The sequence below is a fragment of the Microbacterium sp. bgisy203 genome, assembly GCF_965345155.1.
Lineage (GTDB): Bacteria > Actinomycetota > Actinomycetes > Actinomycetales > Microbacteriaceae > Microbacterium.
Genome location: NZ_CBDRLZ010000005.1, coordinates 221298 through 247825, shown reverse-complemented (window position 1 = coordinate 247825; position 26528 = coordinate 221298). Strand labels below are relative to the sequence as shown.

Below are 26528 nucleotides of genomic sequence, written 5' to 3'. Positions count from 1 at the left end.
ACCTCGGTCCACCTGCCCCGCAGGAGAAAGTGAGAGAGAGATGGCGAACGAACGACAGGCCAGAATGGCCGACCGCATCCGGGTGCTCGTCGCGGAGCGGCTCGAAAAGGGCCTGCGCGACCCGCGACTCGGCTTCGTCACGATCACGGACGTCCGGGTGACCGGCGACCTGCAGCATGCCTCGGTGTTCTACACCGTCTACGGCTCCGACGAGGAGCGCGCCGACACCGCCGCGGCTCTGAAGGCCGCGACGGGCATGATCCGCAGTGACGTCGGCAAGCAGCTGGGCGTCCGGCTCACTCCGTCGCTGGAGTTCATCCCCGACGCGCTCCCCGAGACGGCCGGCCACATCGCCGACCTCCTCCGTGAAGCGCAGGAGAGGGATGCCGCCGTCGCCGGCCTCGCGGCCGGCGCCGCGTACGCCGGCGACGCCGACCCCTACATCAAGCCCCGCGAGGACGACGACGAGGCCTGAGCCCCGCACACGCCTCCGGTGATCGAGTGCCGCCGGTCGCGCAGCAGCGGCGTATCGAGCTCGCGCGCGTCATTCGTCGGCGCACATCGTCGCCTGAAGCGGAAGTGTCGGCGCACATCGTCGGCATCCCCGCCGATGGCGACGATGCGCGCCGACGATCCGCCCCGCGAAGGGGGTGTGGCTCCGGCACCCCACGCCCGGCATCCCCCTACCGGCTTCCCTCGGGCGGGGGATCCGCCACCGTTGCGCCGCTCGTAGCCTGACGGCATGGCGCACACTCATTCCGTCCCGCTCTTCTCCGCTGCACCCGCTCGCGTTCCCTGGCGTGCTGTCGCGGTCTTCGCGATCACCGCCGTCGTCCTCGCCTGGCTCGTCGCGCTGCCGCTGTGGCTCGGGGGCCGGGGCCTCGCCGACCCCCTGCTCCCGATCGTCGCCGCCGCGATGATGTTCACCCCCGCACTCGCCACGATTCCCGCGCTTCTCGTGGACCGGCAGGGCGGCGGTCTGCGTGGCGCGCGTGCCGTCCTCCGCCGACTCGGGATGTGGCCGCTCCGGCCCATCGGTCGGACGATCGGGTGGACGGCCGCGATGATCTTCGCGATGCCGCTCCTCGTCGCCCTCTCCCTCGTCATCGCCGGGGCGCTGGGCTTCGCGCAGTTCGACCTCGTCGGATTCTCGGGCTTCGTCGCCATGCTCGAGCGGACGCTCCCGGCGGGTGCGACGCTGCCGCCCGCCGGACTGATCGTGGCTCTGCAGGTCGCGGCGATCCCGGTCGCCGCCCTCATCAACATCCCCTTCGCCTTCGGTGAGGAGGTCGGCTGGCGCGGCTGGCTTCTGCCCGCTCTTCGTCCACTCGGTGTCTGGCCGGCGCTCGTGCTGAGTGGCGCGTTCTGGGGCTTCTGGCACGCCCCGCTCATCCTGCTCGGGTACAACTTCGGCGAACCGAACGTCCTCGGCGTCGTGATGATGATCGTCGGGTCGGCGCTCATCGGGGTGATCCTGGGGTGGACGCGCCTGCGCACCGGATCGGTGTGGCCCGCCGTCCTCGGACACGGGGCCTTCAACGCCTCCGCCGGCATGGGCGCGCTCGTCGTCGCGGCCGACTCGTCTCCTCTCGCGACGCTCGCCGGCCCGATCGGCGTGTCGATGTGGATCGCCTGCCTCCTCGTGATCGCCGTGATGGCGCTGTGCGGAGCGTTCCGCTCATCGCAGCTCGACGGTCGACTCGCCGACGATCCGGCGCAGCCGGCCGCGTCCGCGCAGCCCGCGGCGTCAGCGCGGCAGACGCAATGAACCCTCGACCGCCTCGATCAGCCCGTCGGCGATCAAGGAGTCGATGGCCCGGTCGCGTTGCGCGGCATCCGGCCAGTCGGGCACCACGGCATCCTGCGCCACCGCGTGAGACGCGCTCTCGCGCAGCACCCGCAGGATCGCCCCGCGCGCCTGACGGTCGCTTCCCTCATAACGCGCCTGGCGACGCCGCTCGTCGCCGGTGTCGGGGTATCCCGCCGCGCGCCACCTACACGTATACGCGATGGGGCATGCGTCGCAGCGCGGCGCGCGGGCGGTACAGACGACGGCGCCGAGCTCCATGATCGCGGCGTTGAGCACCGCGGCATCCCTGTCGTCGCCGGGCAGCAGCGCGTCCATGTCGGCGAGGTCGCGCTTGGCCGGCGGGCCGGGCTGCGCGCGCCCTGCGACCGCGCGGGCGATGACGCGGCGCGTGTTCGTGTCGACCACGGGATGCCGGTCGCCGTAGGCGAACACCGCGACCGCGCGCGCCGTGTAGTCACCGATCCCGGTGAGGGCGAGGAGCGCCTCGACGTCGCGGGGCACGACGCCGTCGTGCCGGTCGCGGATCTCCACGGCGGCGCGATGGAGCCACAGCGCGCGGCGCGGGTAGCCGAGGTTCGCCCACTGCCGCACCGCCTCGGCGGGCGCGTCGGCGGCGAGATCGGTCGGCGTCGGCCAGCGTTCGAGCCACGCCTCGAGGTGCGGGATGACGCGGGCGACCGGCGTCTGCTGCAGCATGAACTCGCTGACGAGCACGCCCCACGCCCCGAACCCCGGCGCCCGCCACGGCAGGACGCGCGCGTTGTCGCGGTACCACGCGATGAGCGGGGTCGCGAGATCGGGCATCCGCCCAGCCTACGGCGGCGGCGCCGCGCGACCCCCGACCAAGGCGACCCTGGACGTGACTCAGGCAGAATCGCGTCACGGAGCCTCGGAGACACCTGCGAGGGCGGAATTGCCTGAGTTGTGTCCACGTAGGCTGGGGGAGTGCCCGAGTCCTCCGCCGCCCCGAACGGCATCCTGCTCGTCGACAAGCCCGGAGGCGTCACGAGCCACGACGTCGTCGCCCGCGCGCGCCGCGCGCTGAACACCCGCAAGATCGGCCACGCCGGCACCCTCGACCCGATGGCGACCGGCCTCCTCATCCTCGGGGTGGGGCCGGCGACGCGCCTGCTCACCTTCATCGTCGGGCTCGACAAGACCTACGAGGCGACGATCCGCCTCGGGGTGTCCACCGACTCCGACGACGCCGACGGCGACGTGACCGGCCGAGCGGATGCCGCAGCCCTCGCCGCCGTGACGGACGCGCGTATCGCGGACGGCGTCGCCGCCCTCACCGGCGAGATCGAACAGATCCCCAGCACCGTCTCGGCGATCAAGGTCGACGGCCGCCGCGCCTACGACCTCGCCCGCGCGGGCGAGGAGGTCCGGCTGAAGGCCCGCGCCGTCACCGTCAGCCGCTTCGACATCGTCGCCCGCCGCCCGGCGCCGGGCGAGACGGCCCCCGACGGCGCGATCGATCTCGACGTCGTCGTCGACTGCTCGAGCGGCACCTACATCCGGGCCCTCGCCCGCGACCTCGGCGCCGCCCTGGGCGTGGGCGGCCACCTCACGGCCCTCCGCCGCACCCGCATCGGCCCGTTCGAGGTGGCGGATGCCGTCACCGAGATCACGCCGGATGCCCCGCTCGCACGCCCCGCCGAGGTCGCCGCCGCCGTCCTCGGTGCCTTTTCGGTGACGGCCGACGAGGCGCGCGACCTCCGCCACGGGAAGCGCCTGGCGGGCGCCGCAGCGCGTCTCGCGACCCCGACAGCCGCCGCGATCGATCCCGACGGCGCGCTCGTCGGAATCGTCGAGCGCCGCGGCGACGACGTCAAGAGCGCGATGAACATGTCCGAGGGCGCCTCGTGATCCTCTGGTTCACGATCGTGGAGATCGTCGTCGCGGTGATCGTGGGGGTCACCGCGATCGTCGCGGGCCTCGCGGGGAGGCGCCCCGGCGACGTGACCGTCGGCGGCATGGCGCTCATCCTGCTGCTCCTGCTCGCGCAGGTCGTCATCGCGATCGTGTCGCCCCTCGCGGGCAACCCGCCCCTCGGCAGCGCCCTGGAGTACTGGGTGTACCTCGTCTCCGCGGTGCTCATCCCGCCCGCGGTCGTCTTCTGGGCGCTCATCGAGCGCAGCCGCTGGAGCACCGTCATCATGGGGATCGGCGCCCTGGCTGTTGCGATCATGGTGTGGCGCATGCAGGTCATCTGGACGACCCCGGCGCTCTGACGACGGCATCCCTCACCCGCGCGAGCCGGGCCTGGCCGCGCGCCACCCGAACTATCATGGACAGGTCATGTCGCCCGCGTCCCGCCCTCGAATGACCGGCATCGGCCGGGTCCTCGTCGTCGTCTACGCGATCATGGCACTCGCCGCGACCGGGCGGTCGCTCGTGCAGATCGTCGAGGACTTCGACAACGCTCCTCTCGCGTATTCGCTGTCGGCAGCATCCGCGCTGGTCTACATCCTCGCGACGATCGCGCTAATCCTCTCGCAGAGCGCCACCTGGTACGTCATCGCGTGGATCGCGATCGTGTTCGAACTCGTCGGCGTCCTCGTCGTGGGGACCCTCAGCCTCACGCATCCGGAGCTCTTCTCCCACGACGCGACGGTGTGGTCGGGGTTCGGCTATGGCTACTTCTGGGTGCCGCTCGTCCTCCCGTTCGTGGGTCTCTGGTGGCTCGTCACCCACAGGCACGGCGCGCCCGAGCGCGAGCCCGAGCCGGTCGTCGAAGGGTCGAGCTGGTGATCGTCTTCCGCGCGCCGGGCGACGTGCCCGCAGGCTTCGGACCGTCGGTCGTCGTGATCGGCAAGTTCGACGGTGTCCATTCCGGTCACCGGGCGGTCATCGACCGTGCCCGCGTGACGGCTGCGGAGGACGGCGCCCGCGTCGTGGCGGTGACGTTCGACCGGAACCCGCTGAGCCTGCTGCGTCCCGAACTCTGCCCCGATCCGCTCTCGAGCGTCGATCAGAAGCTGTCACTGCTGGCGGATGCCGGAGTCGACGCGACCCTCGTTCTCCGCTTCGACGAGAGCCTCGCCGGCCTCGAGCCCCGCGCGTTCGTCGAGCACGTGCTCGTCGACGCCCTGGGGGTGGTGACGGTGATGGTCGGGGACGACTTCCGCTTCGGACACCGCGGCGCCGGCGACCCGGCGCTGCTCGCCGAGCTCGGCGCGGAATACGGCTTCGAGGTCGACGTCGTCGGCGACGTCGAAGGCGGGGGACGCCGCGTGTCGTCGACGTGGATCCGCGACGTGCTGTCGGTCGGCGACGTCGAAGACGCGGCGAGCCTGCTCGGACGCCCGCACACGGTGCAGGGCGAAGTGGTCCACGGTCTCAAGCGCGGGCGCGAACTGGGCTTCCCGACGGCGAACCTGTCGCCGGATGCCGAGGGGTTCATCCCCGCCGACGGCGTGTACGCGGGGTGGCTCCTCGACCTCGGACCGATCGACCCGGCGTCGGGCCGCACGGCATCCGACGCGCCCGTCACGCGCTACCCGGCGGCGATCTCGGTGGGCACGAACCCCACGTTCGACGATGTCGACGCGCGTCAGGTCGAGGCGTACGTGCTCGACGAGACGGCCCTCGACCTCTACGGCCACCGGGTGCAGGTGCAGTTCACGCACCGGATCCGCGGCATGGTCGCATTCGAGGGGATCGACACGCTCATCGCGCAGATGGCCGATGACGTCGCCCGTGTGCGGGTCGCGCTCCGCGGCTGATCCCGCCCCGAGCGCGACGCGGGCTGCCCGGGCTCCGTGCGACGCGGGGCTCAGTACGAGCCGGAGTCGACCGCGCCCGTCGCCTGCTCACCGGCGTCGACGCGGCGCGCCTCGCCGAGGATGACCGCGCTGCCGCTCGTGCCGAGGCGGGTGGCTCCGGCATCCAGCATCGCGAGCGCGTCGGCATAGCTGCGGACGCCGCCGGATGCCTTGACCTGCACCTGGGGGCTGACGTTCGCGCGCATGAGTTCGACGTGGGGGACGGTCGCCCCGCCGCCCGCGAAACCCGTCGAGGTCTTGACGAAGTCCGCGCCGCCCTGCTCGGTGAGGCGGCTTCCGCGCGCGATCTGCTCGTCGTCGAGGAGTGCCGTCTCGAGGATCACCTTGGTGATGTGTCCGGATGCCGCATCCACGACGGCGGCGATGTCGGCGACGACCTCGGCGTCGAATCCGGAGCGCAGCCACCCGATGTTGATGACCATGTCGAACTCGGTCGCCCCGTCGGCGAGGGCCTGGCGCACTTCGGCGACCTTCGCGGCGGTCGAGGTGGTGCCGTGCGGGAAGCCGATGACGGTGCCGACCGCGACGCCGGTGCCGTCCAAGCGAGAGACCGCGTGCGGGATGTCGCTCGGGCGCACGCACACGCTGAACACCTTCCACTCGGCGGCGATGTCGAGCTCGGCGTCGACGTCGGCGCGGGTGAGCTCGGGCTTGAGGATCGCGTGGTCGATGGTGGCGGCGAGGTCTCGCTCGGTGATCGTGGCCATGGTTCCAGGGTACGCCGCGGAATACCCCAGGGGGGTATCCTGTTATCGTCGGGGAGTCATGGACGAACGAGGAGACACGATGACCGAGCAGACCTACACCATCGAGGGCATGACCTGCGCGCACTGCGCCGGAGCCGTCAGCCGCGAGGTGCGGAAGATCGACGGCGTGAACGACGTGCGCGTCGATGTCGCCGCGGGCGTCCTGACCGTCGACGCCGCCGCCGCGCTGTCGGACGCCGATGTCGCCGCGGCGGTCGACGAAGCCGGGTACACGCTCGTCGGCGCGCGCTGAATCCGCCCGAGCACCACGACGCGATGAGCACGACAGCACCATGAGCACCACAGCGCCCGCCGCTCCCGCGGAGTCGTCGCGCGCGCACGCCGTCCTCGACATCGAGGGGATGACCTGCGCGAGCTGCGTCGCCCGCGTCGAGAAGCGGCTTCAGAAGCTCGACGGCGTCACGGCGTCCGTCAACCTCGCGACCGAGTCGGCACGCGTCGACTATCCCGAAGCCCTTGCCCCCGAGGCGCTCCTCTCGGCGGTGCGCGAAGCGGGATACGAGGCGTCCGTCCGTCGGATGCCTCAGCCTGCGGCATCCCCCCGGCACGACGGCGTCGCTGACGCCCGCGCGGGCCAGGAGCCCGGGGGCGCCGCGGACGGGGGCGCCGCGGGCCAGGACGCCGCCGGCCAGGATGCCGCGGGCCACGCGCACGAGGTCGAGGACCGTGCCGGTGCGACCACCCTGCGCACGCGCCTGATCGTCAGCGCGATCCTCGCGGCGCCCGTCGTCGCGCTCGGCATGGTCCCGGCGCTGCAGTTCCCCGGATGGCAGTGGGTGTCGCTCATCCTGACCGCGCCCGTCGTGCTGTGGGGCGGGTGGCCCTTCCACCGGGCGACCTTCGCGAACCTCCGCCACGGCGGCATGACGATGGACACGCTCATCACGCTCGGCACGGGCGCGGCGTTCGGTTGGAGCCTGTGGGCGCTCATCTTCGGCACCGCCGGGCGGATCGGGATGACGCACGACTCGGCCCTGTTCGGACCCGTGCACGACCCGTCGTCGCTGGTGTATTTCGAGGTCGCCGCCGCCGTCACGGTCTTCCTCTTGCTCGGTCGGTTCATCGAGCAGCGCTCCAAGCGGCGCGCGGGCGCGGCGCTCCGCTCGCTCATGGAGCTCGCGGCGAAGGACGTCGAGCTCGAGGACGGCACGCGGGTCGACGCGGCGACCCTCCGCGTGGGCGATCGGTTCCTGGTCCGCCCGGGGGAGAAGGTCGCCACCGACGGCGTCGTCGTCGCGGGCCAGGCCTCGCTCGACGAGAGCATGATCACCGGCGAGTCGGTGCCCGTCGAGGCATCCCTCGGCAGCGCCGTCACCGGCGGCACCCTCGCCGCCGACGGTCGTCTCGTGGTGGCCGCGACCTCGGTCGGCGAGGATACGCGCCTCGCGCACCTCGCGCGCCTCGTCGAAGACGCGCAGGCCGGCAAGAGCCGCGTGCAGCGCCTCGCCGACCGCATCTCGTCGGTGTTCGTCCCCGTCGTGATCGGCCTCGCGGTGCTCACCCTGCTCGTCTGGATGATCGTCGGGGGCTTCTCCGGCACGTCGATCGCCGCGGGCTTCACGGCCGCGGTCGCCGTCCTCATCATCGCGTGCCCGTGCGCGCTCGGTCTCGCCACCCCCATCGCGATCCTCGTGGGGACGGGGCGCGGCGCGCAGCTCGGTGTGCTGATCACGGGGCCCGAGGCCCTCGAATCCGCCGAGCGCATCGACACCGTCGTCCTCGACAAGACGGGCACCGTCACCTCGGGCGCGATGGCGGTGTCGTCCGTCACCCCGGTCGCGGGAGCGGATGCCGACGACATCGCCCGCCTCGTCGGGTCGCTCGAGCACGCATCCGAGCACCCGATCGCGCAGGCCCTCACCGCGCTCTCGACGACGCATCTGCCCGTCGAGGACTTCGCCGGGCTCGCGGGCCGCGGCGTCACCGGGACGGTCGACGGGCACGCGGTGTTTGCCGGGCGGCCGGCGTTCGCCGCGGAGATCGTCGAGGCGCCGGCGGCCGAGGCTGCGTCCCTGCCGGACGACGCGCTCGCCGCGATCGCGGATGCCGAGTCTGCCGGGGCGACCGCCGTCGTCGCCGGGTGGGACGGTGAGGTCCAGGCGGTCATCGCCGTCGCCGACGACGTGCGCCCCGACAGCGCTGAGACGGTCGCGGAGCTGCGCCGCCTCGGCCTCGACGTCGTACTGCTGACGGGCGACAACGAGGGCGCCGCCCGGGCCGCCGCGCGCGCGGCAGGCATCCCCACCGTGATCGCGGGCGTCCTCCCGGAGGGGAAGGTCGCGGAGATCGAGCGGCTGCAGGCATCCGGTCACCGTGTCGCGATGGTCGGTGACGGCGTGAACGACGCGGCCGCGCTTGCGACCGCCGACCTCGGTCTCGCGATGGGCGGCGGCACGGATGCCGCGATGCACGCGAGCGACATCGCTCTCGCGGGCCACGGACTCGCGCCCGTCGTCACGGCGATCTCTCTCAGTCGGCGCACGATGCGCGTCATCCGCGGAAACCTGTTCTGGGCATTCGCGTACAACGTCGCAGCTCTCCCGCTGGCCGCGCTCGGCCTGCTGAACCCGATGATCGCCGGCGCCGCGATGGCGTTCTCGAGCGTCTTCGTGGTGCTCAACAGCCTGCGCCTGCGCTCCGCGCGCTGACTACCGCCCGCCGTCCGGCTCGCGAATCACCGCCCGATGCGCGAATCACCGCCGCTTGAACGCGAATCGCACGGTGATTCGCGAAACCAGCGGTGATTCGCGAGCCTGGGGCGAGGCGGGGCGCGCGGCGGCGCGGCGCAGCGCGGGGAGGCGACAGCGCGGGGAGGCGCGGGGCGCTAGAATGGATGCCGGGGACATCGCGCCTCCCGTCGCCGCAGCTCGCAGAAGCGAGTGCCCGCAGCCGGGGGAGCAGTCCTCGTGTTCGCCTCCGCGGCCCCGGCCGCGGGCACTGCCCGGCCGTTGATCCACGGTCGGCACCTCGCCGGTTCGCACCGGCACGTCAGCTCAGGAGGAGCATGCCGCCTACGGCATCCACAGCCCCCGCCCGTCGGCGGAAGGGCTCTTCGGCACGTCGCGACGACGACGCGCCCCTCATCCCGATCCTCGCGCGCAAGGTGCGCGAGGTCGAGGCGAAGTCCCAGCGCGGAAAGCTGGGCCCCACGAACCGCGTCAAGTTCCAGGTCATCGCCTTCCTCGTCCGCGAGGAGCGCGCCCGCGTCAAGGCCGACGAGACCATTCCGACCGCCGCGCGCGCCGAGCTGCTGAAGCGTCTCGACGGCGTCGCGACGATCCTCGCCAAGACCGCCGCCCGCGACACGTCGCTGATCCAGCTGCTCGAGGTCGACCAGGCCACCTCGCCGGTCGCGAAGCGCATGCGCCGCGACTGGCTGCTCGAGTCGGGGGCCGAGCTTCCCGACGACGAGCTCATCATCACCGATGCGGCCCCGGCCGCGCAGAGCTGGGGTCAGGCGCCCGTCGTCCCGGCCGCGCTCGCCGAGCGCCAGGTGACCCCGCCGCAGATCGAGGCGCGCCGCGAGTCGAACCCGTTCCTCGCGCCCGACCTGACGCTCCGCGCGCCGGTGTCCACCGCGCGCCGCCGGCTCGACGGCTGGGAGCTCATGGGGCCGCTCTACAAGGCGTTCGAGACGGGCGCCGGCGGTGCCTCGGCATCCATGGACCTGCCGCCCGTCCCCGAGTTCGACCGCCTCTCGCCCAAGGGCCTCGAGATCATGCCGCATCAGTCGCGGTTCCTCGAGTCGGTGCGCGAGGGCCACCGCGCGTTCCTCCTCGCCGATGAGCCCGGCCTCGGCAAGACCGCGCAATCGGTGCTCGCCGCATCCGTCGCGGATGCCTATCCGCTGCTCGCCGTCGTTCCGAACGTCGTCAAGATGAACTGGGCGCGCGAGGTCGAGCGGTGGACGCCGCAGCGCCGCGCGACCGTCATCCACGGCGACGGCGACCAGGTCGACGCGTTCGCGGACGTCTTCATCGTCAACTACGAGGTGCTCGACCGGCATCTGTCGTGGCTGTCGTCGCTGGGCCTGAAGGGCATGGTCGTCGACGAAGCCCACTTCATCAAGAATCTCGGCTCGCAGCGGTCGCAGAACGTCCTCGCGCTCGGCTCGCGCATCCGCGAGCAGGTGCGGAACCCGCTCATGCTCGCCCTGACCGGCACGCCGCTCATCAACGACGTCGAGGACTTCGACGCGATCTGGCGGTTCCTCGGGTGGACGAACGGCGAGAAGCCCGGCCCCGAGCTCATGGAGAAGCTCGACGCGACCGGCTTCACCCCCGCCGACAAAGCGTTCTACCCCGAGGCGCGCGATGCCGTCATCTCGATGGGCATCGTCCGGCGGAAGAAGAAGGACGTCGCCGCCGACCTCCCCGACAAGCTCATCGCCGACCTCCCCGTCGAGCTCGACGACGAGTACGGCCGCTCGATCCGCGCCGCCGAGCGCGAACTCGGCGAGCGGCTCGCCGCGAAGTACCGTCGCATCATCGAGGCGCGCGGCGACAAGGTCGTCTACGGCGAGGCCGACGACGACATCGTGCGCCTGGTCGCCCACGGCGAGCTCGAGGAGTCGAAGGCCCAGGGAACCGGCGCCGACAACGTCTTCACGATGGTCCGGAAGATCGGTCAGGCGAAGGCGGTGCTCGCCGCCGACTACGCCGCGCAGCTGCAGCGCTCGGTCGGCAAGGTCGTGTTCTTCGCGAAGCACATCGATGTCATGGATGCCGCGGAGGCCCACTTCGCCGCCGCGGGCCTGCGGACCGTCTCGATCCGCGGCGACCAGACCACGCCCGCCCGCCAGCAGGCGATCGACGCGTTCAACGCCGACCCCGACGTCGCGATCGCGGTGTGCTCGCTGACCGCAGCCGGAGTCGGCCTCAACATGCAGGCAGCCTCCAACGTCGTCCTCGCGGAGCTGTCGTGGACCGCCGCCGAGCAGACCCAGGCGATCGACCGCGTGCACCGCATCGGCCAGGACGAGCCGGTCACGGCGTGGCGCATCATCGCCGCGCACACGATCGACACGAAGATCGCGGAGCTCATCGACTCGAAGCAGTCGCTCGCCGCGCGCGCCCTCGACGGCCAGCAGGTCGACCCGACCTCGAGCGACTCGGTGCAGATGTCGGCGCTCATGCACCTGCTCCGGCAGGCGCTCGGCGCGGCCTGACCGCCCCCGGCGCGCCGCCCGCCCGCGGTGCGCCGGGTCCGCGAGGACTTATCGACGGCGGGGCCGGTGGCAGCCACGAGGCATCCGGCGATAGTGTCGTTCCAGGCAGCGACGCCCTCCGAGCACCCGAGTCAAAGGATCTCCACATGAAGATCGGCATCCTCACCAGCGGCGGCGACTGCCCCGGTCTGAACGCGGTCATCCGCGGCACCGTCCTGAAGGGGACGACAACGTACAACACGGAGTTCGTCGGCATCCGCGACGGGTGGCGCGGCGTCGTGGACGGCGACTTCTTCCCGCTCACCCGCCACGAGGTGAAGGGCCTGTCCAAGGTCGGCGGCACGATCCTCGGCACGTCGCGGACGAACCCTTACGAGGGCCCCCGTGGGGGCGCCGAGAACATCAAGGCGACCCTGTACGGGCACCACATCGACGGCATCATCGCGATCGGCGGTGAGGGCACTCTCGCTGCGGCCAACCGTCTGTACAACGACGGCATCAACGTCATGGGGGTGCCGAAGACGATCGACAACGACCTACGCGCCACCGACTACTCGTTCGGCTTCGACACGGCCGTCAACATCGCCACCGAGGCGATGGACCGCCTGCGCACGACCGGCGACTCCCACCAGCGCTGCATGGTCGCCGAGGTCATGGGCCGCCACGTCGGCTGGATCGCCCTGCACTCGGGCATCGCCGCCGGCGCACACGTCATCTGCATCCCCGAAGTGCCGATGTCGATCCAAGAGATCTGCGAGCAGGTGCAGCGCGCCCATGACCGCGGACGCGCGCCGCTCGTCGTCGTGTCGGAGGGCTTCACCCTCACCGGTATGGACGAGGCCTACAGCGACAAGGGACTGGATGCCTTCAACCGCCCGCGCCTGGGCGGCATCGGCGAGATCCTCGCCCCCGAGATCGAGCGCATCACGGGCATCGAGACGCGGGCGACCGTTCTCGGTCACATCCAGCGCGGCGGGTCGCCGTCGGGCTTCGACCGGGTGCTCGCGACGCGCTTGGGGCTGCACGCCGCCGACGCGGTCGTCGACGGCGCGTGGGGTCAGATGGTCTCGATGAAGGGCACCGACATCGTGCGGGTCCCCTTCGAAGAGGCGCTGGGCGAGCTCAACACCGTCCCGCTCTACCGCTACGAAGAGGCCGCGGCGCTCTTCGGCTGAGCGCCGCGGCGCGTCGGCTGCAGGCATCCTGGTCCCCGGCATCCTCGTCCCAGGCATCCTGGTTTCAGGCATCCTGCGCGTCACCGCGCGCCACAGGCATTCTGCGCCTGCGCGCGCGTCACCGACGGAGGAGATGTCACCGGGACAGGACGAGGGAGCGGTCCCGGGTCCTGTCCTCGTGATTTCTCCTCCCTTGGTGAGGTTCCATCGGTCTGTCCACAGGCGGCCGGATGCCGAATCGCTCCACAGATCCGGGAAGCCCGCGCTCGCGCGAGAGGTCGGATGACGATGCTGGGGGCATGAGAGGCGACCTGATCCCCTGGATGGCGGCGCGCGGCGGTGTCGCGCACTCGTCGGCGCTGCGCGCCGCGGGGTTCACGACCCACGGCATCCGTCACGCCATCGCCCACGGCGCTGCGCGATGGGTGCGTCGGTCCTGGTTGGCGATCGACGGAGCAGACCCCGCGCTGGTCTCCGCGGCCGCGCGGGGCGGGCGTCTCACCTGCCTCAGTGCGTCGCTTCGGGCAGGCCTGTGGACGCCGGATCACGGCGACATCCACCTCGCGGTGAAGCCCTCGTCGTCACGCGTCGAGACGACCGGCACGCGCGTGCATTGGGCGGTGGCGCCCGTGCCCGTGCCCGCGACCGAGCTCGTCGATACGGTGATCAACGCGCTCTTCCACGTCGCCGGTTGCGTCCCTCTCGTCGATGCGCTCTGCGTCTGGGAGTCTGCGATCCGCACGGGAGCCGTCGCGGCCGGGATGCTCCCCGGCATCGCGTGGCGTGGGCGCGCCAGAGAGCTCGCGGAGATGGCATCCCATCTCTCCGATTCCGGGCTCGAGACGCGGTTCATCGCGCTCGTGACACCTCTCGGTGTCCCTGTGCGCCAGCAGGTGTGGATCGACGGCCACCCCGTCGACGCTCTGCTCGGTGAGCGTCTCGTCGTCCAACTGGATGGGTTCGCGCACCATCAGGCATCCGACCGGCGTCGCGACCTGCGTGCGGACGCGACTCACCCTCCTCGGGTACACGGTGCTCCGCTTCGACCTCGTGCAGCTGCTGCACCATCCGGACGAAGTCCTCGCGACCGTCGCGCTGGCCCTGGCGCAGCAGCGCCACCTCGCGTTGCGGTGATGGGGGTCGATGCGGTGATCACGTAGGCAGGAGATATCGCGAAGGGAGGGTGAGAGACAGCTCACGCGTCCTGCGTTCGTGAGATGTCCTGTGTCGGTGAGGGGATGCCGCGCCGCCCGCCCGCTCGGGGGACTCAGCCCTCGGCGAGCCCCAGCACGTCGAGCAGCCACGCGAGCTCGAACGCCCGCTGGTGCCACGAGTTGTAGCGTCCCGAGACGCCGCCGTGGCCGGCGACCATCTCGCACTTCAGCAGCGCATCCGCCCCTGCCGCCTGCAGGCGCGCGACCCACTTGGCCGGCTCGACGTAGTAGACCCGGGTGTCGTTGAGGGACGTCGTCGCGAGGATCCGCGGGTACCGGATGCCGGGACGCACGTTCTCGTACGGCGTGTACGACTTCATGTACGCGTAGACGTCGGCGTCGTGCAGAGGGTCGCCCCACTCGTCCCACTCGATGACCGTGAGCGGCAGCGACGGGTCGAGGATCGTCGTCAGCGCGTCGACGAACGGCACGTCGGCGAGGATGCCGGCGAACAGCTCGGGCGCCAGGTTCGCGACGGCGCCCATCAGCAGCCCGCCCGCCGAGCCGCCTTCGGCGACGAGCAGCGACGGCGAGGTCACGCCGGTGTCCACCAGGTGCCGGGCGACCGAGACGAAGTCGGTGAAGGTGTTGCGCTTGCGGGCGAGCTTGCCGTCCTCGTACCACTGCCGGCCCATCTCGCCGCCGCCGCGCACGTGCGCGATCGCGAAGACGACGCCGCGGTCGAGCATCGACAGGCGTGCGACCGAGAAGCCCGGCTCGATCGAGTGCTCGTACGATCCGTAGCCGTACAGGTGCACGGGGCGGGGGTCTCCCGCGCCCGGCTCGCCGAACGAGCGCTTCCAGACCAGCGAGACGGGAACGCGCGTGCCGTCTTCGGCGGTCGCCCACTCGCGCCGCTGACCGTAGTCGTCGGCGGAGTAGCCGCCGAGCACCGGCTGTCGCTTGCGCAGGAGGAACTCGCCCGTGTCGACGACGAAGTCGTAGACGGTGCCGGGGGTCACGAACGAGCCGTAGCCCAGGCGGATGACGGGCGGCGCCCACTCCGGGTTGCCTCCCGACCCCGCGGCGTAGAGATCTTCGTCGAAGTCGAGTTCGCGGACCTCACCCGAGGCGTAGTCGAGGATGCCGAGACGCGCGAGCCCCTCGCGGCGATACGACACCACGCCCCAGTCGCGGAACGCGGAGACATCCAGCAGCCGGCGCCCGGGGACGTGCGGCAGCACCACGTCGCGAGGCCCTTGGGGATCGTCGGCCGACACCCGGACGAGCTCGAAGTCGAGCGCCCCGTCGTTGTGGAGCACGTAGAGCACGTCCTCGCCGTCCACGATCGCGTGCGTCGCGGAGTACTCGACGCCCTCGCGGCGCGGCCAGATCACACGGGGTTCGGCGCGCAGGTCGGATGCCGGGACGAGGAACTCCTCGCTCGTGATCGACGATCCCACCTCGATGACCAGGTACCTCTCGCTGCGCGTGAAACCGGCGCCGACCCAGTACCGCTCGTCGGGCTCGTGGTGCAGGCGCACGTCGGCGGAGGCATCCGTGCCCACCTCGTGCAGCCACACGGTATCGGGGCGCCACGCGTCATCGACCGTCGTGTAGACGACGTGCCGGCCGTCGGGGGAGAAGCACGCGCCGGCGGAGGTGTTCTCGACGACGTCGGGAAGGTTCTCCCCGGTCGCGAGATCGCGGATGCGGAGGGTGTAGCGCTCGTCTCCCTCGACGTCGACGCCGTAGAGCAGGCGGGTGCCGTCGGTCGAGACGTCGAAGCTCCCGAGCGAGAAGAACTCGTGGCCCTCGGCCTCGAGGTTGCCGTCGAGCACCACGACTTCGCCCGGTACGGACTCGCCGGGGGTCAGCTGCGGCGGCGTCCAGTCGTCCGCGGAGGCGAGCGGCGCGCGGCAGTGGATGCCGTACTGCTTGCCCTCGACGGTGCGCCCGTAGTACCACCAGTCGCCCTGCCGGGTGGGGACGGACAGGTCGGTCTCGAGGGTGCGGGAGCGGATCTCGTCGAAGATCGTCTGCCGCAGCGGCGCGAGGTGAGCGGTGCGTTCGGCGGTGTACGCGTTCTCGGCTTCGAGGTACGCGATGACGTCCGGGTCCTCCTTGGCGCGCAGCCACTCGTAGTCGTCCACGACGTCGTCGCCGTGGTGGGAGCGGGAGGTGGGCCTGACAGCGGCGACGGGGACGCCGAGAGGTTCGCGAGTCACCCTTCCACGGTAGTCGACACGCCCGGAGCGGCGGTCTGCGGTCGGGTCCGGGTTTCGTCCGGTTGGGCCTGTTCTCGCGCCGTGAGGAATGTGCGAGGATTTCTGTGGTCCGGTTGCCGGAACATGAAACCGCGGTGAACTCTTCGTTCGCACTGCCGATGTCATCGGCGCACTCCCTTTGAAATCCGACGGAAAGCGAACTGTGGAAACCGCTGCCCTCATCGTCGTCCTGGTGATCGCGCTCGCGCTGTTCTTCGACTTCACCAACGGCTTCCACGACACCGCGAACGCGATGGCGACGCCCATCGCCACGGGCGCGCTGAAGCCGAAGGTCGCCGTCGCGCTCGCCGCGAGCCTCAACCTCGTCGGCGCGTTCCTGTCGACGGAGGTGTCGAAGACCATCTCGCACGGCATCATCCGCGAAGACCAGATCACTCCCTTGGCGTTCCTGCCGATAATCTTCGCCGGCCTCATCGGTGCGATCACCTGGAACATGCTCACGTGGCTGCTGGGTCTTCCCTCCAGCTCGTCGCACGCCCTCTTCGGCGGCCTGATCGGAGCAACGCTCGTGGGCGCGAGCGCCAGCGCGATCGACTTCGGCATGGTGCTGAGCAAGGTCGTCCTGCCGGCCCTCATCGCCCCCTTCGCCGCCGGGGTCATCGCGTTCCTCGCGACGCGCCTCGCGTACGCGCTGACGCGCCGATACGACAACAAGCCCGACGGGCGCGACGGCTTCCGCTGGGGTCAGATCTTCACGTCGTCGCTCGTCGCCCTCGCCCACGGCACGAACGACGCGCAGAAGACGATGGGAGTCATCACGCTCGCGCTCATCATGGTCGGGTGGCAGAGCTCCGACCAGGCCGACCCGCACCTGTGGGTCATCATCGCGTGCGCCCTCGCGATCGCGCTCGGCACGTATATGGGCGGATGGCGCATCATCCGCACCCTCGGCAAGGGACTCACCGACGTCAAGCCGGCGCAGGGCTTCTCGGCCGAGACCTCGACCGCCGCGACGATCCTCGCCTCCAGCGCCCTCGGCTTCGCGCTCTCGACGACGCAGGTCGCCTCGGGCTCGGTCATCGGCTCGGGTCTCGGCCGCCGCGGATCGACCGTGCGCTGGCGCACGGTCGGTCGGATCGCGATCGGCTGGGTGCTGACCCTTCCGGCATCCGCCGCCGTGGGCGCGCTCGCGGCGCTGTTCGTCGTGTTCTTCGGCGGGTGGGGCATCCTCATCGACGCCGTGCTCGCCGTGATCGTCATCGTCGGCATCTTCGCGTACTCGCGTCGCGACCAGGTCGACTCCTCCAACGCGATGAGCGAGGTCGCCGACTCCGGTCTCGCCGTCAAGGTGAAGCGCAACCCGCCGCCCACGCGCCGTCAGCGGGCGATCCAGCGCGAGCAGGCGCGTCTGAAGGCGGAAGCCGAGGCGCACGAGAAAGCCGAGCGGAAGAAGAAGGCCAAGGCGGATGCCAAGAAGGCCGCGGACGATCGCCGTGCGGCCGAACGCGCCTCGACCGGTGCCGGCGTGAACAAGGCCACGCGGAACAAGAAGGGCCCGCAGCGATGAACATCACGATCGACTGGCTCGCCTTCGTGGAGGTGTTCGTCGCCGCGCTCACCGGCGCCATTCTGGTGGTCGGCTTCTATGCACTCGGACTGCGCCTGCTCGTCCGCGCGGGGCGGGCACCGGTGGTCGCTCCGGCGGAGTTCACCGACGCCATCACGGTGATCACCGAGAAGGAGGCGCGCAAGGCCGCGAAGGCCGCCGAGAAGGCGGCGCGCAAGAGCCCGCTCACGCAGGGGCAGAAGAACCTGGCGCTCGCCGGGGCCTACGCGTCGTTCGCGATGTGTGCGCTCGCCGTGCTCGGCGGCATCCTCATGCTCGTCCTCAAGTGACGCCGGCTGCGCTCTGCGGTGCGCGCGGCGGAGGATGGCCGCGGTGGTACCTGTCCGGCTGGGGCGCAGAGGTGGATGCCTCCTGTGGGAGCGGGCGGCGCCCTGGGACGACGTGGCCCAGCTGCGGCCCTCGTTAGGCTGACGGCATGGAGCCCGTGCAGTTCGGTCAGCATCCGCCCGCGCGGCGGGTGATCGTCCACGTCAGCGACACGCACCTGCTCGCCGGCAACCGACCGCTCGGCGGGCGCTACGACACCGCGGCGAACCTCGCGGCGACGCTCGCCTCGGTCGAGCGCGCGGGCGTCCGCCCCGACGCGATCGTGTTCACGGGAGACCTCACCGACCTCGGCGAGCCCGAGGCCTATGCCGCCCTCCGCGCCGCTGTCGAACCCGTCGCGGCGCGCCTCGGCGCCCCCGTCGTGTGGGTCGCGGGGAACCACGACGAGCGCCCGGCGCTCCGGGCGGGGCTGCTCGACGGCGCGCCGACCTCCGAGCCCGTCACCGGCGTCTGGGACCTCGGCGGCCTCCGGCTCATCGCCCTCGACTCCTCGGTCCCCGGGTGGCATCACGGCGATCTCGACACAGGGCAGCTCGCGTGGCTGCGCGGCATCCTCGCTGAGCCCGCCCCGCTCGGGACGATCCTCGCCCTCCACCACCCGCCGATCCCGAGCCACATCCCGTTCTTCGACATCCTCGAACTCCGCTCGCAGCCCGCCCTCGCCGCGGCGATCGCCGGCACGGACGTGCGCGCGATACTCGCCGGGCACCTGCACTACTCGACGTCGGGAACGTTCGCCGGCGTACCCGTGAGCGTCGCCGCGGCGACGTGCTACACGATGAACCTGCAGCGGCCGCCGGAGGAGGTCAACGGCATGGATGCCGGGCAGTCCTTCCACCTCGTGCACGTCTACGACGACACGATCACCCACGCCGTCGTTCCCGTGGGGGACGCCGAGACCGCCGACACCTTCACGGCGGAATGGGTCACCGCGATGGCGGCGCTCAGCCCCCAGGAGCGTCTCGAGGCGTTCTCGCGCAAGCGCTGAGGCGCCGCCGCCGGCATCCACCGCTGCGGCGGTCGGCGCGGCGATCTTGTACGTCGTGTACATCTGGCGCGGACGGGGCCGCGGGTAGGCTCGGACCCACCCCGACTGAACCCCGAGTTGACACACCCAAAAGGACGAGCACTCATGGCACAGGACGCAACGACGCGCACCGAAACCGATTCCCTGGGATCCCTCGAGATCCCCGCCGACGCGTACTGGGGCATCCACACTGCCCGCGCGCTGGAGAACTTTCCGATCTCGATGCGGCCGATCTCCGTCTATCGCGACCTCGTCATCGCGCTCGCGATGGTCAAGCAGGCCTCGGCGCGGGCGAACCGCGACATCGGCGTGCTCGACGCGGAGCGTGCCGATCTCATCGACCGCGCCTCGCAGCGCGTGATCGAGGGCGAGTTCCACGACCAGTTCGTCGTCGGTGTCGTCCAGGGCGGCGCCGGAACCTCGACCAACATGAACGCCAACGAGGTCATCACCAACATCGCCCTGGAGCTGGCCGGCCGCGAGAAGGGCGACTACGCGTTCCTCTCGCCGATCGACCACACGAACCGCTCGCAGTCGACCAACGACGTGTACCCGACAGCGGTGAAGATCGGACTCAGCCTCGACCTGGTGACGCTGCTCGACGAGCTCGACCTGCTGAGGCAGTCGTTCATGACGAAGGCCGTGGAGTTCCACGACATTCTCAAGATCGGGCGCACACAGCTGCAGGATGCCGTGCCGATGACCCTCGGGCAGGAGTTCCACGGGTTCGCGACGACGCTCGGCTACGACCACCAGCGCCTCACCGAAAACCGTCACCTCCTCTTCGAGATCAACATGGGCGCGACGGCGATCGGCACCGGCATCACGACCCACCCCGGCTACGCGCCGGCGGTCCTCCGGCATCTGCGCGACATCACCGGCCTCGACCTCGTCACCGCCGATGACCTCGTCGAGGCGACGAGCGACACGGGGTCGTTCATGTCGTTCTCGTCGACGCTCAAGCGCAACGCGATGAAGCTCTCGAAGATCTGCAACGACTTGCGCCTGCTGTCGTCGGGCCCGCAGGCGGGTCTCGGCGAGATCAATCTCCCGGCGCGCCAGGCCGGGTCATCCATCATGCCGGGCAAGGTCAACCCCGTGATCCCCGAGGTCGTGAATCAAGTCGCGTTCTCGGTCGCGGGTGCCGATCTGACCGTGACGATGGCGAGCGAGGCGGGGCAGCTGCAGCTCAACGCCTTCGAGCCGATCATCGCGCACTCGATCTTCCAGTCGATCACGTGGATGCGCCGCGCGATGCGGACGCTGCGCGTCAACTGCGTCGACGGGATCACCGCCAACCGTGAGCGCCTCGGCGCGATGGTCGGAGCCTCCGTCGGCGTCGTCACCGCGCTCACCCCCTTCATCGGCTATGCGGCGGCGGCGGCGCTCGCGAAGACGGCGCTCCTCACGCACCGGAACGTCGGCGACCTCGTCGTCGAGGCCGGCCTCATGACCCGCGCAGAGGTCGACAAGCAGCTCTCTCCGGCACGTCTGTCGGGCCTGGAGGCCGTCACGCAGGCGATCCCCGTCGTCCGGCCCGCCGAGAACGTCGTCGAGGGCTGAGGCGGCGCGGCCTCTGGCCTTCGGGGGCACAGGCCCGCTAGCGTCGGGGGAGCCGGAACCGCCGGCGCCATCACGCCTCCCTCCGACACCACCTCAGGAGACCGACATGTCCGATCCCCAGAACCCCGATTCCACCCCCGCCGCGCAGCCGACGCCTCCCGCCGCCCCCGCGCAGCCGGCCTACGGCGAGTACGCCCAGACCCCGCCGCCCGCGCAGCAGCAGGCATCCGCCCCCGCGTACTCGGCGCCCGCGTACTCCGCTGCGCCCGCGTACACGGACGGCTCGGGGTCCGGCTCCAGCTACCCCGGCAAGACGCTCGGCATCGTCGCGTTCATCGTGTCGTTCTTCTTCAACATCGTCGGGCTGATCCTCGGCATCGTCGCCTTCGTCCAGTCGAAGAAGGCCGGCCGGACCAACGGATGGGCCATCGCCGCCATCGTCATCGGCGCGATCTCCGTGATCATCACCGTGATCCTGTTCTTCGCCGTCATCGTCCCCTCGTTGAACGCCGCGACCACGTGCCTCAACGACCCGAACGCCACCGTGACGGTCTGGGGAGTGAACATCCCCTGCCAGCAGATTCTGGAGCAGTCCGGCCGCTGAGCCCGTCTGCGCCCTGAGCCCTTCTGCACCCTGGGCCCGTCTGCGCCCTGAGCCCTTCTGCACCCTGGGCCCGTCTGCGCCCTGAGCCGCTACGGTTCGTGCGAGCCGCTACGTGTCGGCCCGCACGGATCGTGGCGGCTCGCACATTACGTAGCGGCTCGCGGGAAGGGGTGGGGCAGGATGGGGATCAGCCGATGATGCGGCAGTGGGTCGTGAGCTCGCCGATCCCGTCGACGCCGACGGTCACGGTCGAGCGGTCGCGCAGGAAGATCTGCGGGTCGCGCGAGTAGCCGGCGCCCCCGGGGCTGCCCGTGGAGATCAACGTCCCCGGCAGCAGCGTCGCGGAGCGCGAGAGGTGCGACACGAGGGTCGCCACGGACCGGATCATCTGGCCCGTCGAGGCATCCTGCACCGTCTGTCCGTCGACGACGGCCCAGATGTGGAGGTCCTGCGGGTCGGGGATCTCGTCTGCCGTCACGATGAAGGGGCCGTTCGGGGTGAACCCGTCGAACGACTTGCACCGCGACCACTGCGCTTCGGAGAACTGGATGTCGCGCGCCGTGATGTCGTTGACCACCGTGTACCCCCACACGTGCGCCAGGGCGTCATCGGGCGAGACGTCTTTCGCCGGGCGCCCGATGACGACGCCGAGCTCCGCCTCGTAGTCGACCGACTCACTGAGCGCGCGCCGCCAGGTCGTCGTCTCGTCGTGCGCCGACAGGGAGTTCGGCCACAGCACGAACACGGTCGGCGCCGTGTCGGCCTTCAGGCCCAGCTCGCTCGAGTGCGCGGCGTAATTGAGGCCGATGGCGAGCACCACGGGAGGGGTCGGCACGGCGGGCCCGTACGTCACGCTCTCGAGCGGGATGCCTGTGCCCCGCGCATCGGGATCGAGCGCGGCCGCGCGCACCCGGTCGAGGAGGTCGTCGCCGCCCTCGATCAGCTCCTGGAGCAGGTGCGGGGCGCCGGGGAACATCGCGCGTGTGGGGAATGCGCGGCTCTCCGCGATGACCGCCAGCTCGAGACCGTCGGTTCCGGGCGTGCGGACGTGGGCGAAGCGCATTCGACCAGGCTAACGTGCCCCGCGCGCACCCGGAGCCGGGCCTCGCACGCGCTGCCTCTAGGCTGAACGCCATGAGCCACCTGCCCCCGCTGGCCCAGCCCGCTCCGGGTGCCGCCGCGCCTATCGCCCCCGCGACCGTCTCGCCCGCTCCGATCGGCGTCCCTCCTGCGCCAGCCGCGCGGCGAGAGCGCGGGCGCTCCGCGCCGATCTGGCTGTTCGCGATCCTCGTCGTGCTGCTGATCGCGCTCGTGGCCTACATCCTCACGTTCCTCGGCGTCGTCGCGTCGGTCGTCGGCATGGTGCTCGCGCTGATCCCGCTCGCGGGCGTGCTGGTGGCGGTGCGCCTCGTTGACCGCTGGGAGCCGGAGCCGGCCCGGCTCGTCGTCTTCGCCGTTGCTTGGGGCGCGATCGCGGCGGTGGCGATCGCGCTCGGCGTCGACATCCTCCTCGAGTTCCTCGTGCCCGCCGGCGCGAACGACGCCGCGCGCGACGCGTTCTCGTCGGTCGTGCAGGCGCCGCTTGTCGAAGAGTTCGCGAAGGGCCTCGGCGTCTTTCTCGTGTTCGTCTTCGCGCGGCGCGCGTTCGACGGCCCGGTCGACGGCGTCGTCTACGGCGCGCTCGTCGGAGCGGGCTTCGCGTTCACAGAGAACATCCTCTATTTCGCGACGAGTCTCATCGAGGGCGGACCCGCCGAGACGGCGTTCACGTTCTTCCTCCGCGGCATCCTCTCGCCGTTCGCGCACGTCATGTTCACCGCCGTCACCGGATACGCGATCGGGCTCGCTGCCCGCCGCGGCGCCACCGTCGGCCAGGCGGCCGGTGCCGGCGTGCTCGGGGCGCTGGGCGGAGCACTTCTGCACGCCCTCTGGAACGGGTCGGCCGTCTTCGCCGATTTCTTCCATCTCTACGTGGTCCTGCAGATCCCCCTCTTCATCGGGTTCGTCGTGAGCATCGTGGCGCTGCGCCGGGAAGAGGCGCGGCTGACCCGCGCGCGCCTCGGCGAGTACGCCGCGGCGGGATGGTTCACCCCGCTCGAGGTCGATCTCCTCGCGACGCCCGCGGGACGCCGGCGCGCCCTCGCGTGGGCGCGCACCCTTCCCGGTGATCGCACGCGCGAGATGCGCGTCTTCATCCGTGAGGCGACCTCCCTCGCCGCCGCCCGTCAGCGCACCTGGACGGGCCGCGATCCCGAATCGGTGCGCGATGAGCACACGGCGCTTGCGCGGACGACCTCGGCGCGCGCCGCGCTCCTGCGCCCCTGACCTCGGCACACCCTTGACACCCGGCCGCAGGCCCCGCAACAATGGTTCCAAGTCAAGTTCAGCGCTCGGGAGACACGCAGGCATCGCCGCGGCACCGGGCGCTGAACTTCGTCCGGGGCAGCATGCGCGTTCGGTCCGCCGGTGAGCGCACGATCTGGTCGCGTGCCCGGCATCCGTGCTTGGATGGATGCCATGAGTGAAGAGCGCACCAAGCCCGAGTTCGACGCCCCCGAGGGCCCCGCCCCCACCGAGCTCGTCATCCGCGACATCATCGTCGGAGACGGCGACGAGGCCAAGCCCGGCGACACCGTCACCGTCCACTACGCCGGTGTCGAGTACGACTCCGGCGAGGAGTTCGACTCCTCGTGGGGCCGCGGCGAGTCGATCCAGTTCCCGCTGCGCGGCCTGATCCAGGGCTGGCAGGACGGCATCCCCGGCATGAAGGTTGGCGGTCGTCGCGAGCTGATCATCCCGCCGCAGCTGGCCTACGGCCCGGCGGGTGGTCACTTCCTCGGCGGCAAGACCCTGATCTTCATCATCGATCTGCTCGCGGTCGGCTGAGCGTTCACGAGTTTTTTGTATTCTCAGGAATAGATAGTCTGCAGAGGCGTTACACCGCGCAGACCATTTCCCCTTTCCCTGAAGGAAGAGACATGACCGACTCCACCACGACCGTCGACGTTCCCGGTTACAAGGCGGGCACCTGGGTGCTCGACCCCTCGCACAGCGAGGTGACGTTCAGTCTGCGCCACATGATGATCTCGAAGGTGCGCGGCGAGTTCGGCCTCAAGAGCGCCACGATCGAGGCCCCCGAGAACCCGCTCGAGGCGAAGGTGACCGCCTCCGTCGACGCCGCGTCGATCGACACGAACGACGAGAACCGCGACAACCACCTCCGCTCGGCCGACTTCTTCGACGTCGCGACCTACCCGACCATCGACTTCGTATCGACGGGTGTGCGCTACGAGAAGGGCGACTTCCTCGTCGACGGCGACCTCACGATGCACGGCGTCACCAAGCCCGTCACGTTCGAGCTCGAGTTCGGCGGCTTCGGCACCGACCCGTACGGCAACTACAAGGCGGGCGCGACGGCCACCACCGTGATCAACCGCGAGGACTTCGGCCTCACCTGGAACGCGGCGCTCGAGACCGGCGGCGTGCTCGTCGGCAAGGACGTCACGATCACGCTCGACCTGCAGGGCTCGGTCCAGGCCTGACGCCTGAATGACCCCTCGAGGAGGGCGCGGATACTACGGCATCCGCGCCCTTCGTCGTTCCGCCCGTGGGGCATGCCGGGTCAGGGCTGCGGCTCAGCGATGCGGGTCAGGGCTGCGGGTCGAGGGCGTCGTAGTGGCGGAACCGCGGTGACCGCGCCGCGAGCCAGCCCACGAGCCCGACGATCACGAACCCGCCCAGCAGCGGCGGGAACCAGAGCGTCGTGAGCGTCGCGAGGGTGCCGGCGTAGAGCGCGCCGACGCGCGGGCCGCCGGCGACCACCACGATGAAGATCCCCTGCAGGCGTCCGCGCATCGCGTCGGGCACCGCGGCCTGCAGCATCGTCGAGCGGTAGATCGCGCTGACGTTGTCCGCGGCGCCGGCGGCGGCGAGCGCGAGGCACGCGGCAGCGATCATCGCGATGTTGGCGTGCTCGGCATCCACCCGCTCGGGCGCGCCGACACCGACGGCGGCGAGGACGAGCGCGAGGGCGAACACCGCGATCATCACGCCGTACAGCTGCACCGACCGCGCGATCCCGCGCCCGTGCCACCGGTACGCGCCGACCCGGCCCGAGAAGAGGCTCGACACGAACGCGCCCGCGGCGATGGATGCCGTGAGGGCCCCCGCCGTGAGCGCCCCGCCGCCGAGGAGCACGGCGCCGATCGCGGGGAAGAGGGCGAGCGGCTGACCGAACGTCATCGCGATGATGTCCATGATGAACTGCAGGCGGATGTTCGACGCACGCTTCAAGAACGCGAGTCCGTCGCGGAGCGACTCGAGGCCCGGGCGCACCGTCTCGCCCTCGGGCTTCATCGACGGGAGCGTCCAGAGCCCGAGGAAGAGGCTCAGCATGAGGATGACGTCGATCGTGTAGGTCCACGCGTAGTCGGTCGTCGCGACGAGGACGCCGGCGAGCGCGGGGCCGGCCATCACCATGATCCCGACGGTGATGCCCTGGAGTGCCGCCGCGGACGGCAGGAGCTCGCGGGGGAGCAGGCGCGGCACCATCGCCGAGCGCGTCGCCTGGACGACGGAGTTCGCGGCGGAGTTCACGATGCTGAGGACGTACAGGGACCAGACCGACTCGAGATGCCCCCACGCGAGGATCGCGAGCAGGAGCGTCGAGGCGAAGGTCACGGTGGCGGCGATCAGGGCGACTTTGCGGCGGTCGAAGGCATCCGCCAGCATGCCGCCGTAGATGCCGGCGAGGACCATCGGCACGAGGCCCGCGACGGCGATCATCGCGACGGCGAACGTCGAGTCGGTGAGGTCGTACATGTGCAGCATGACGGCCATGATCGTCAGCTGCCCGCCGAGGCCCGAGAGCGTCGATCCGATCCACAGGCGCGCGAAGGCGGGGCTCGCCCGGAAGGGGGAGAGGTCGATCAGGTGGCCGCCGCGGCTCATGCGTCCGCCCCGTCGATCTCCACGCGCTTGATGCGACTCGTGTGGCCGCGGAGGATCGTGACGTCCCGCGGCGGGACGTCGAAGTGTTCGGCGAGAGCGCGCACCACACCGTCGTTGGCGGCGCCGTCGATGGCGCGCTCGCGCACGTGGACGACGAAGCCCTCGGCAACCTGCTCGACGAGCGGACCCTTGCGACTGCCGGGCTTGACGCGGATCGTGTACTGCACCCGTCGAGCCTACGAGTTCCGCGCAGGCCGTCGGCGCTGGTAGACTCTTCAGGTTGCCGTTGGATCGGCCGCGGATAAAGAGAGCCCACGCATCAGGCGACGGGCGCCGCGCAA

The 26528-nt window shown here is 71.0% G+C and carries 26 protein-coding genes; 19 read left to right on the top strand and 7 right to left on the bottom strand.

Features of this window, described 5'->3' with window-relative positions; all coding sequences use genetic code 11:
- Positions 1-40 precede the first annotated feature (40 nt).
- Together rbfA and ACRVYW_RS10305 are read left to right on the top strand one after the other, a co-directional pair.
- Entirely contained in the window at positions 41-475 is a 435-nt protein-coding gene (gene rbfA / locus ACRVYW_RS10310) for a 30S ribosome-binding factor RbfA (protein WP_431804289.1), read from the top strand.
- Positions 476-742: 267 nt separating this feature from the next.
- On the top strand, positions 743-1768 hold the full coding sequence (locus tag ACRVYW_RS10305) for a CPBP family intramembrane glutamic endopeptidase (protein WP_431804287.1): 1026 nt from the start codon (positions 743-745) through the stop codon (positions 1766-1768).
- Here ACRVYW_RS10305 and ACRVYW_RS10300 read toward each other — a convergent pair.
- Positions 1748-2614: an A/G-specific adenine glycosylase gene (locus tag ACRVYW_RS10300; protein WP_431804285.1), complete on the bottom strand. Its 867-nt coding sequence runs from the start codon at positions 2612-2614 to the stop codon at positions 1748-1750. The two genes, ACRVYW_RS10305 and ACRVYW_RS10300, sit on opposite strands and share 21 nt — an antisense overlap.
- Before the next feature lie 141 nt (positions 2615-2755).
- Here ACRVYW_RS10300 and truB point away from each other — a divergent pair, with 141 nt between their 5' ends.
- The 4 genes from truB (at position 2756) to ACRVYW_RS10280 (ending at position 5538) form a co-directional block, all read left to right on the top strand.
- On the top strand, positions 2756-3679 hold the full coding sequence (gene truB / locus ACRVYW_RS10295; RefSeq protein ID WP_431804283.1) for a tRNA pseudouridine(55) synthase TruB: 924 nt from the start codon (positions 2756-2758) through the stop codon (positions 3677-3679).
- Entirely contained in the window at positions 3676-4044 is a 369-nt protein-coding gene (locus tag ACRVYW_RS10290; RefSeq protein ID WP_431804281.1) for a hypothetical protein, read from the top strand. The genes truB and ACRVYW_RS10290 overlap by 4 nt, the downstream gene beginning before the upstream one ends.
- A gap of 67 nt (positions 4045-4111) precedes the next feature.
- On the top strand, positions 4112-4564 hold the full coding sequence (locus tag ACRVYW_RS10285; RefSeq protein WP_431804279.1) for a hypothetical protein: 453 nt from the start codon (positions 4112-4114) through the stop codon (positions 4562-4564).
- Entirely contained in the window at positions 4561-5538 is a 978-nt protein-coding gene (locus ACRVYW_RS10280) for a bifunctional riboflavin kinase/FAD synthetase (RefSeq protein WP_431804277.1), read from the top strand. The genes ACRVYW_RS10285 and ACRVYW_RS10280 overlap by 4 nt, the downstream gene beginning before the upstream one ends.
- A 50-nt stretch (positions 5539-5588) precedes the next feature.
- Here the strand turns inward: ACRVYW_RS10280 and deoC are convergent, their stop codons facing one another.
- The gene (gene deoC / locus ACRVYW_RS10275) at positions 5589-6305 is read right to left on the bottom strand and encodes a deoxyribose-phosphate aldolase (RefSeq protein WP_431804275.1); all 717 of its coding nucleotides are present in this window, start codon (positions 6303-6305) and stop codon (positions 5589-5591) included.
- A gap of 79 nt (positions 6306-6384) precedes the next feature.
- Here deoC and ACRVYW_RS10270 point away from each other — a divergent pair, with 79 nt between their 5' ends.
- From ACRVYW_RS10270 to ACRVYW_RS10255, 4 genes are all read left to right on the top strand, one after another.
- Positions 6385-6597: a heavy-metal-associated domain-containing protein gene (locus ACRVYW_RS10270; protein WP_431804274.1), complete on the top strand. Its 213-nt coding sequence runs from the start codon at positions 6385-6387 to the stop codon at positions 6595-6597.
- 40 nt (positions 6598-6637) lie between these two features.
- Positions 6638-9013: a heavy metal translocating P-type ATPase gene (locus ACRVYW_RS10265; RefSeq protein ID WP_431804272.1), complete on the top strand. Its 2376-nt coding sequence runs from the start codon at positions 6638-6640 to the stop codon at positions 9011-9013.
- Between the two features lie 356 nt (positions 9014-9369).
- Entirely contained in the window at positions 9370-11532 is a 2163-nt protein-coding gene (locus tag ACRVYW_RS10260; RefSeq protein ID WP_431804270.1) for a DEAD/DEAH box helicase, read from the top strand.
- Between the two features lie 146 nt (positions 11533-11678).
- The gene (locus ACRVYW_RS10255; protein WP_431804268.1) at positions 11679-12707 is read left to right on the top strand and encodes a 6-phosphofructokinase; all 1029 of its coding nucleotides are present in this window, start codon (positions 11679-11681) and stop codon (positions 12705-12707) included.
- Between the two features lie 581 nt (positions 12708-13288).
- Here ACRVYW_RS10255 and ACRVYW_RS10250 read toward each other — a convergent pair.
- Complete coding sequence (locus ACRVYW_RS10250) at positions 13289-13678, bottom strand: hypothetical protein (protein WP_431804266.1); 390 nt, start codon at positions 13676-13678, stop codon at positions 13289-13291.
- Between ACRVYW_RS10250 and ACRVYW_RS10245 the strand changes: the two genes are divergently transcribed.
- A complete protein-coding gene (locus ACRVYW_RS10245; protein ID WP_431804264.1) occupies positions 13662-13841 on the top strand; it encodes a hypothetical protein in 180 nt (59 codons plus the stop codon). The genes ACRVYW_RS10250 and ACRVYW_RS10245 overlap by 17 nt on opposite strands.
- Positions 13842-13974: 133 nt before the next feature.
- On the opposite strand, the gene ACRVYW_RS10240 is transcribed toward ACRVYW_RS10245, so the two are convergent.
- Complete coding sequence (locus ACRVYW_RS10240) at positions 13975-16089, bottom strand: S9 family peptidase (protein WP_431804262.1); 2115 nt, start codon at positions 16087-16089, stop codon at positions 13975-13977.
- Positions 16090-16291: 202 nt separating this feature from the next.
- On the opposite strand from ACRVYW_RS10240, the gene ACRVYW_RS10235 reads away from it, so the two are divergent.
- The 5 genes from ACRVYW_RS10235 to ACRVYW_RS10215 all read left to right on the top strand — a co-directional run bounded on the left by ACRVYW_RS10235 (position 16292) and on the right by ACRVYW_RS10215 (position 21237).
- Positions 16292-17656 (top strand): inorganic phosphate transporter, encoded by a 1365-nt coding sequence (locus tag ACRVYW_RS10235; RefSeq protein WP_431804260.1) that lies wholly within the window; start codon positions 16292-16294, stop codon positions 17654-17656.
- On the top strand, positions 17653-17985 hold the full coding sequence (locus ACRVYW_RS10230; RefSeq protein ID WP_431804258.1) for a peptidase: 333 nt from the start codon (positions 17653-17655) through the stop codon (positions 17983-17985). Before ACRVYW_RS10235 ends, ACRVYW_RS10230 begins: the two co-directional genes overlap by 4 nt.
- A 146-nt stretch (positions 17986-18131) precedes the next feature.
- Positions 18132-19031 carry a phosphodiesterase gene (locus ACRVYW_RS10225; protein ID WP_431804256.1) on the top strand — a complete coding sequence of 300 codons (900 nt, stop codon included), beginning with the start codon at positions 18132-18134 and terminating at the stop codon, positions 19029-19031.
- Between the two features lie 144 nt (positions 19032-19175).
- Positions 19176-20633, top strand: a complete 1458-nt coding sequence (locus ACRVYW_RS10220; protein ID WP_431804254.1) for an aspartate ammonia-lyase — start codon at positions 19176-19178, stop codon at positions 20631-20633.
- A gap of 106 nt (positions 20634-20739) precedes the next feature.
- Positions 20740-21237: a DUF4190 domain-containing protein gene (locus ACRVYW_RS10215; RefSeq protein ID WP_431804252.1), complete on the top strand. Its 498-nt coding sequence runs from the start codon at positions 20740-20742 to the stop codon at positions 21235-21237.
- A 187-nt stretch (positions 21238-21424) separates the two neighbouring features.
- On the opposite strand, the gene ACRVYW_RS10210 is transcribed toward ACRVYW_RS10215, so the two are convergent.
- A complete protein-coding gene (locus ACRVYW_RS10210; protein ID WP_431804250.1) occupies positions 21425-22300 on the bottom strand; it encodes a fumarylacetoacetate hydrolase family protein in 876 nt (291 codons plus the stop codon).
- 71 nt (positions 22301-22371) lie between these two features.
- Here ACRVYW_RS10210 and ACRVYW_RS10205 point away from each other — a divergent pair, with 71 nt between their 5' ends.
- The 3 genes from ACRVYW_RS10205 to ACRVYW_RS10195 all read left to right on the top strand — a co-directional run bounded on the left by ACRVYW_RS10205 (position 22372) and on the right by ACRVYW_RS10195 (position 24779).
- Positions 22372-23562: a PrsW family intramembrane metalloprotease gene (locus ACRVYW_RS10205; RefSeq protein ID WP_431804248.1), complete on the top strand. Its 1191-nt coding sequence runs from the start codon at positions 22372-22374 to the stop codon at positions 23560-23562.
- Between the two features lie 192 nt (positions 23563-23754).
- Entirely contained in the window at positions 23755-24123 is a 369-nt protein-coding gene (locus ACRVYW_RS10200) for an FKBP-type peptidyl-prolyl cis-trans isomerase (RefSeq protein WP_431804246.1), read from the top strand.
- Positions 24124-24215: 92 nt separating this feature from the next.
- On the top strand, positions 24216-24779 hold the full coding sequence (locus ACRVYW_RS10195) for a YceI family protein (protein ID WP_431804244.1): 564 nt from the start codon (positions 24216-24218) through the stop codon (positions 24777-24779).
- A gap of 106 nt (positions 24780-24885) precedes the next feature.
- Here ACRVYW_RS10195 and ACRVYW_RS10190 read toward each other — a convergent pair whose 3' ends face one another.
- Both ACRVYW_RS10190 and ACRVYW_RS10185 read right to left on the bottom strand, forming a co-directional pair.
- Positions 24886-26187: an MFS transporter gene (locus ACRVYW_RS10190; protein WP_431804242.1), complete on the bottom strand. Its 1302-nt coding sequence runs from the start codon at positions 26185-26187 to the stop codon at positions 24886-24888.
- Positions 26184-26414, bottom strand: coding sequence for a DUF167 domain-containing protein (locus ACRVYW_RS10185; protein ID WP_431804240.1), 231 nt, complete (start codon positions 26412-26414; stop codon positions 26184-26186). Before ACRVYW_RS10185 ends, ACRVYW_RS10190 begins: the two co-directional genes overlap by 4 nt.
- Between the last annotated feature and the right edge of the window lie 114 nt (positions 26415-26528).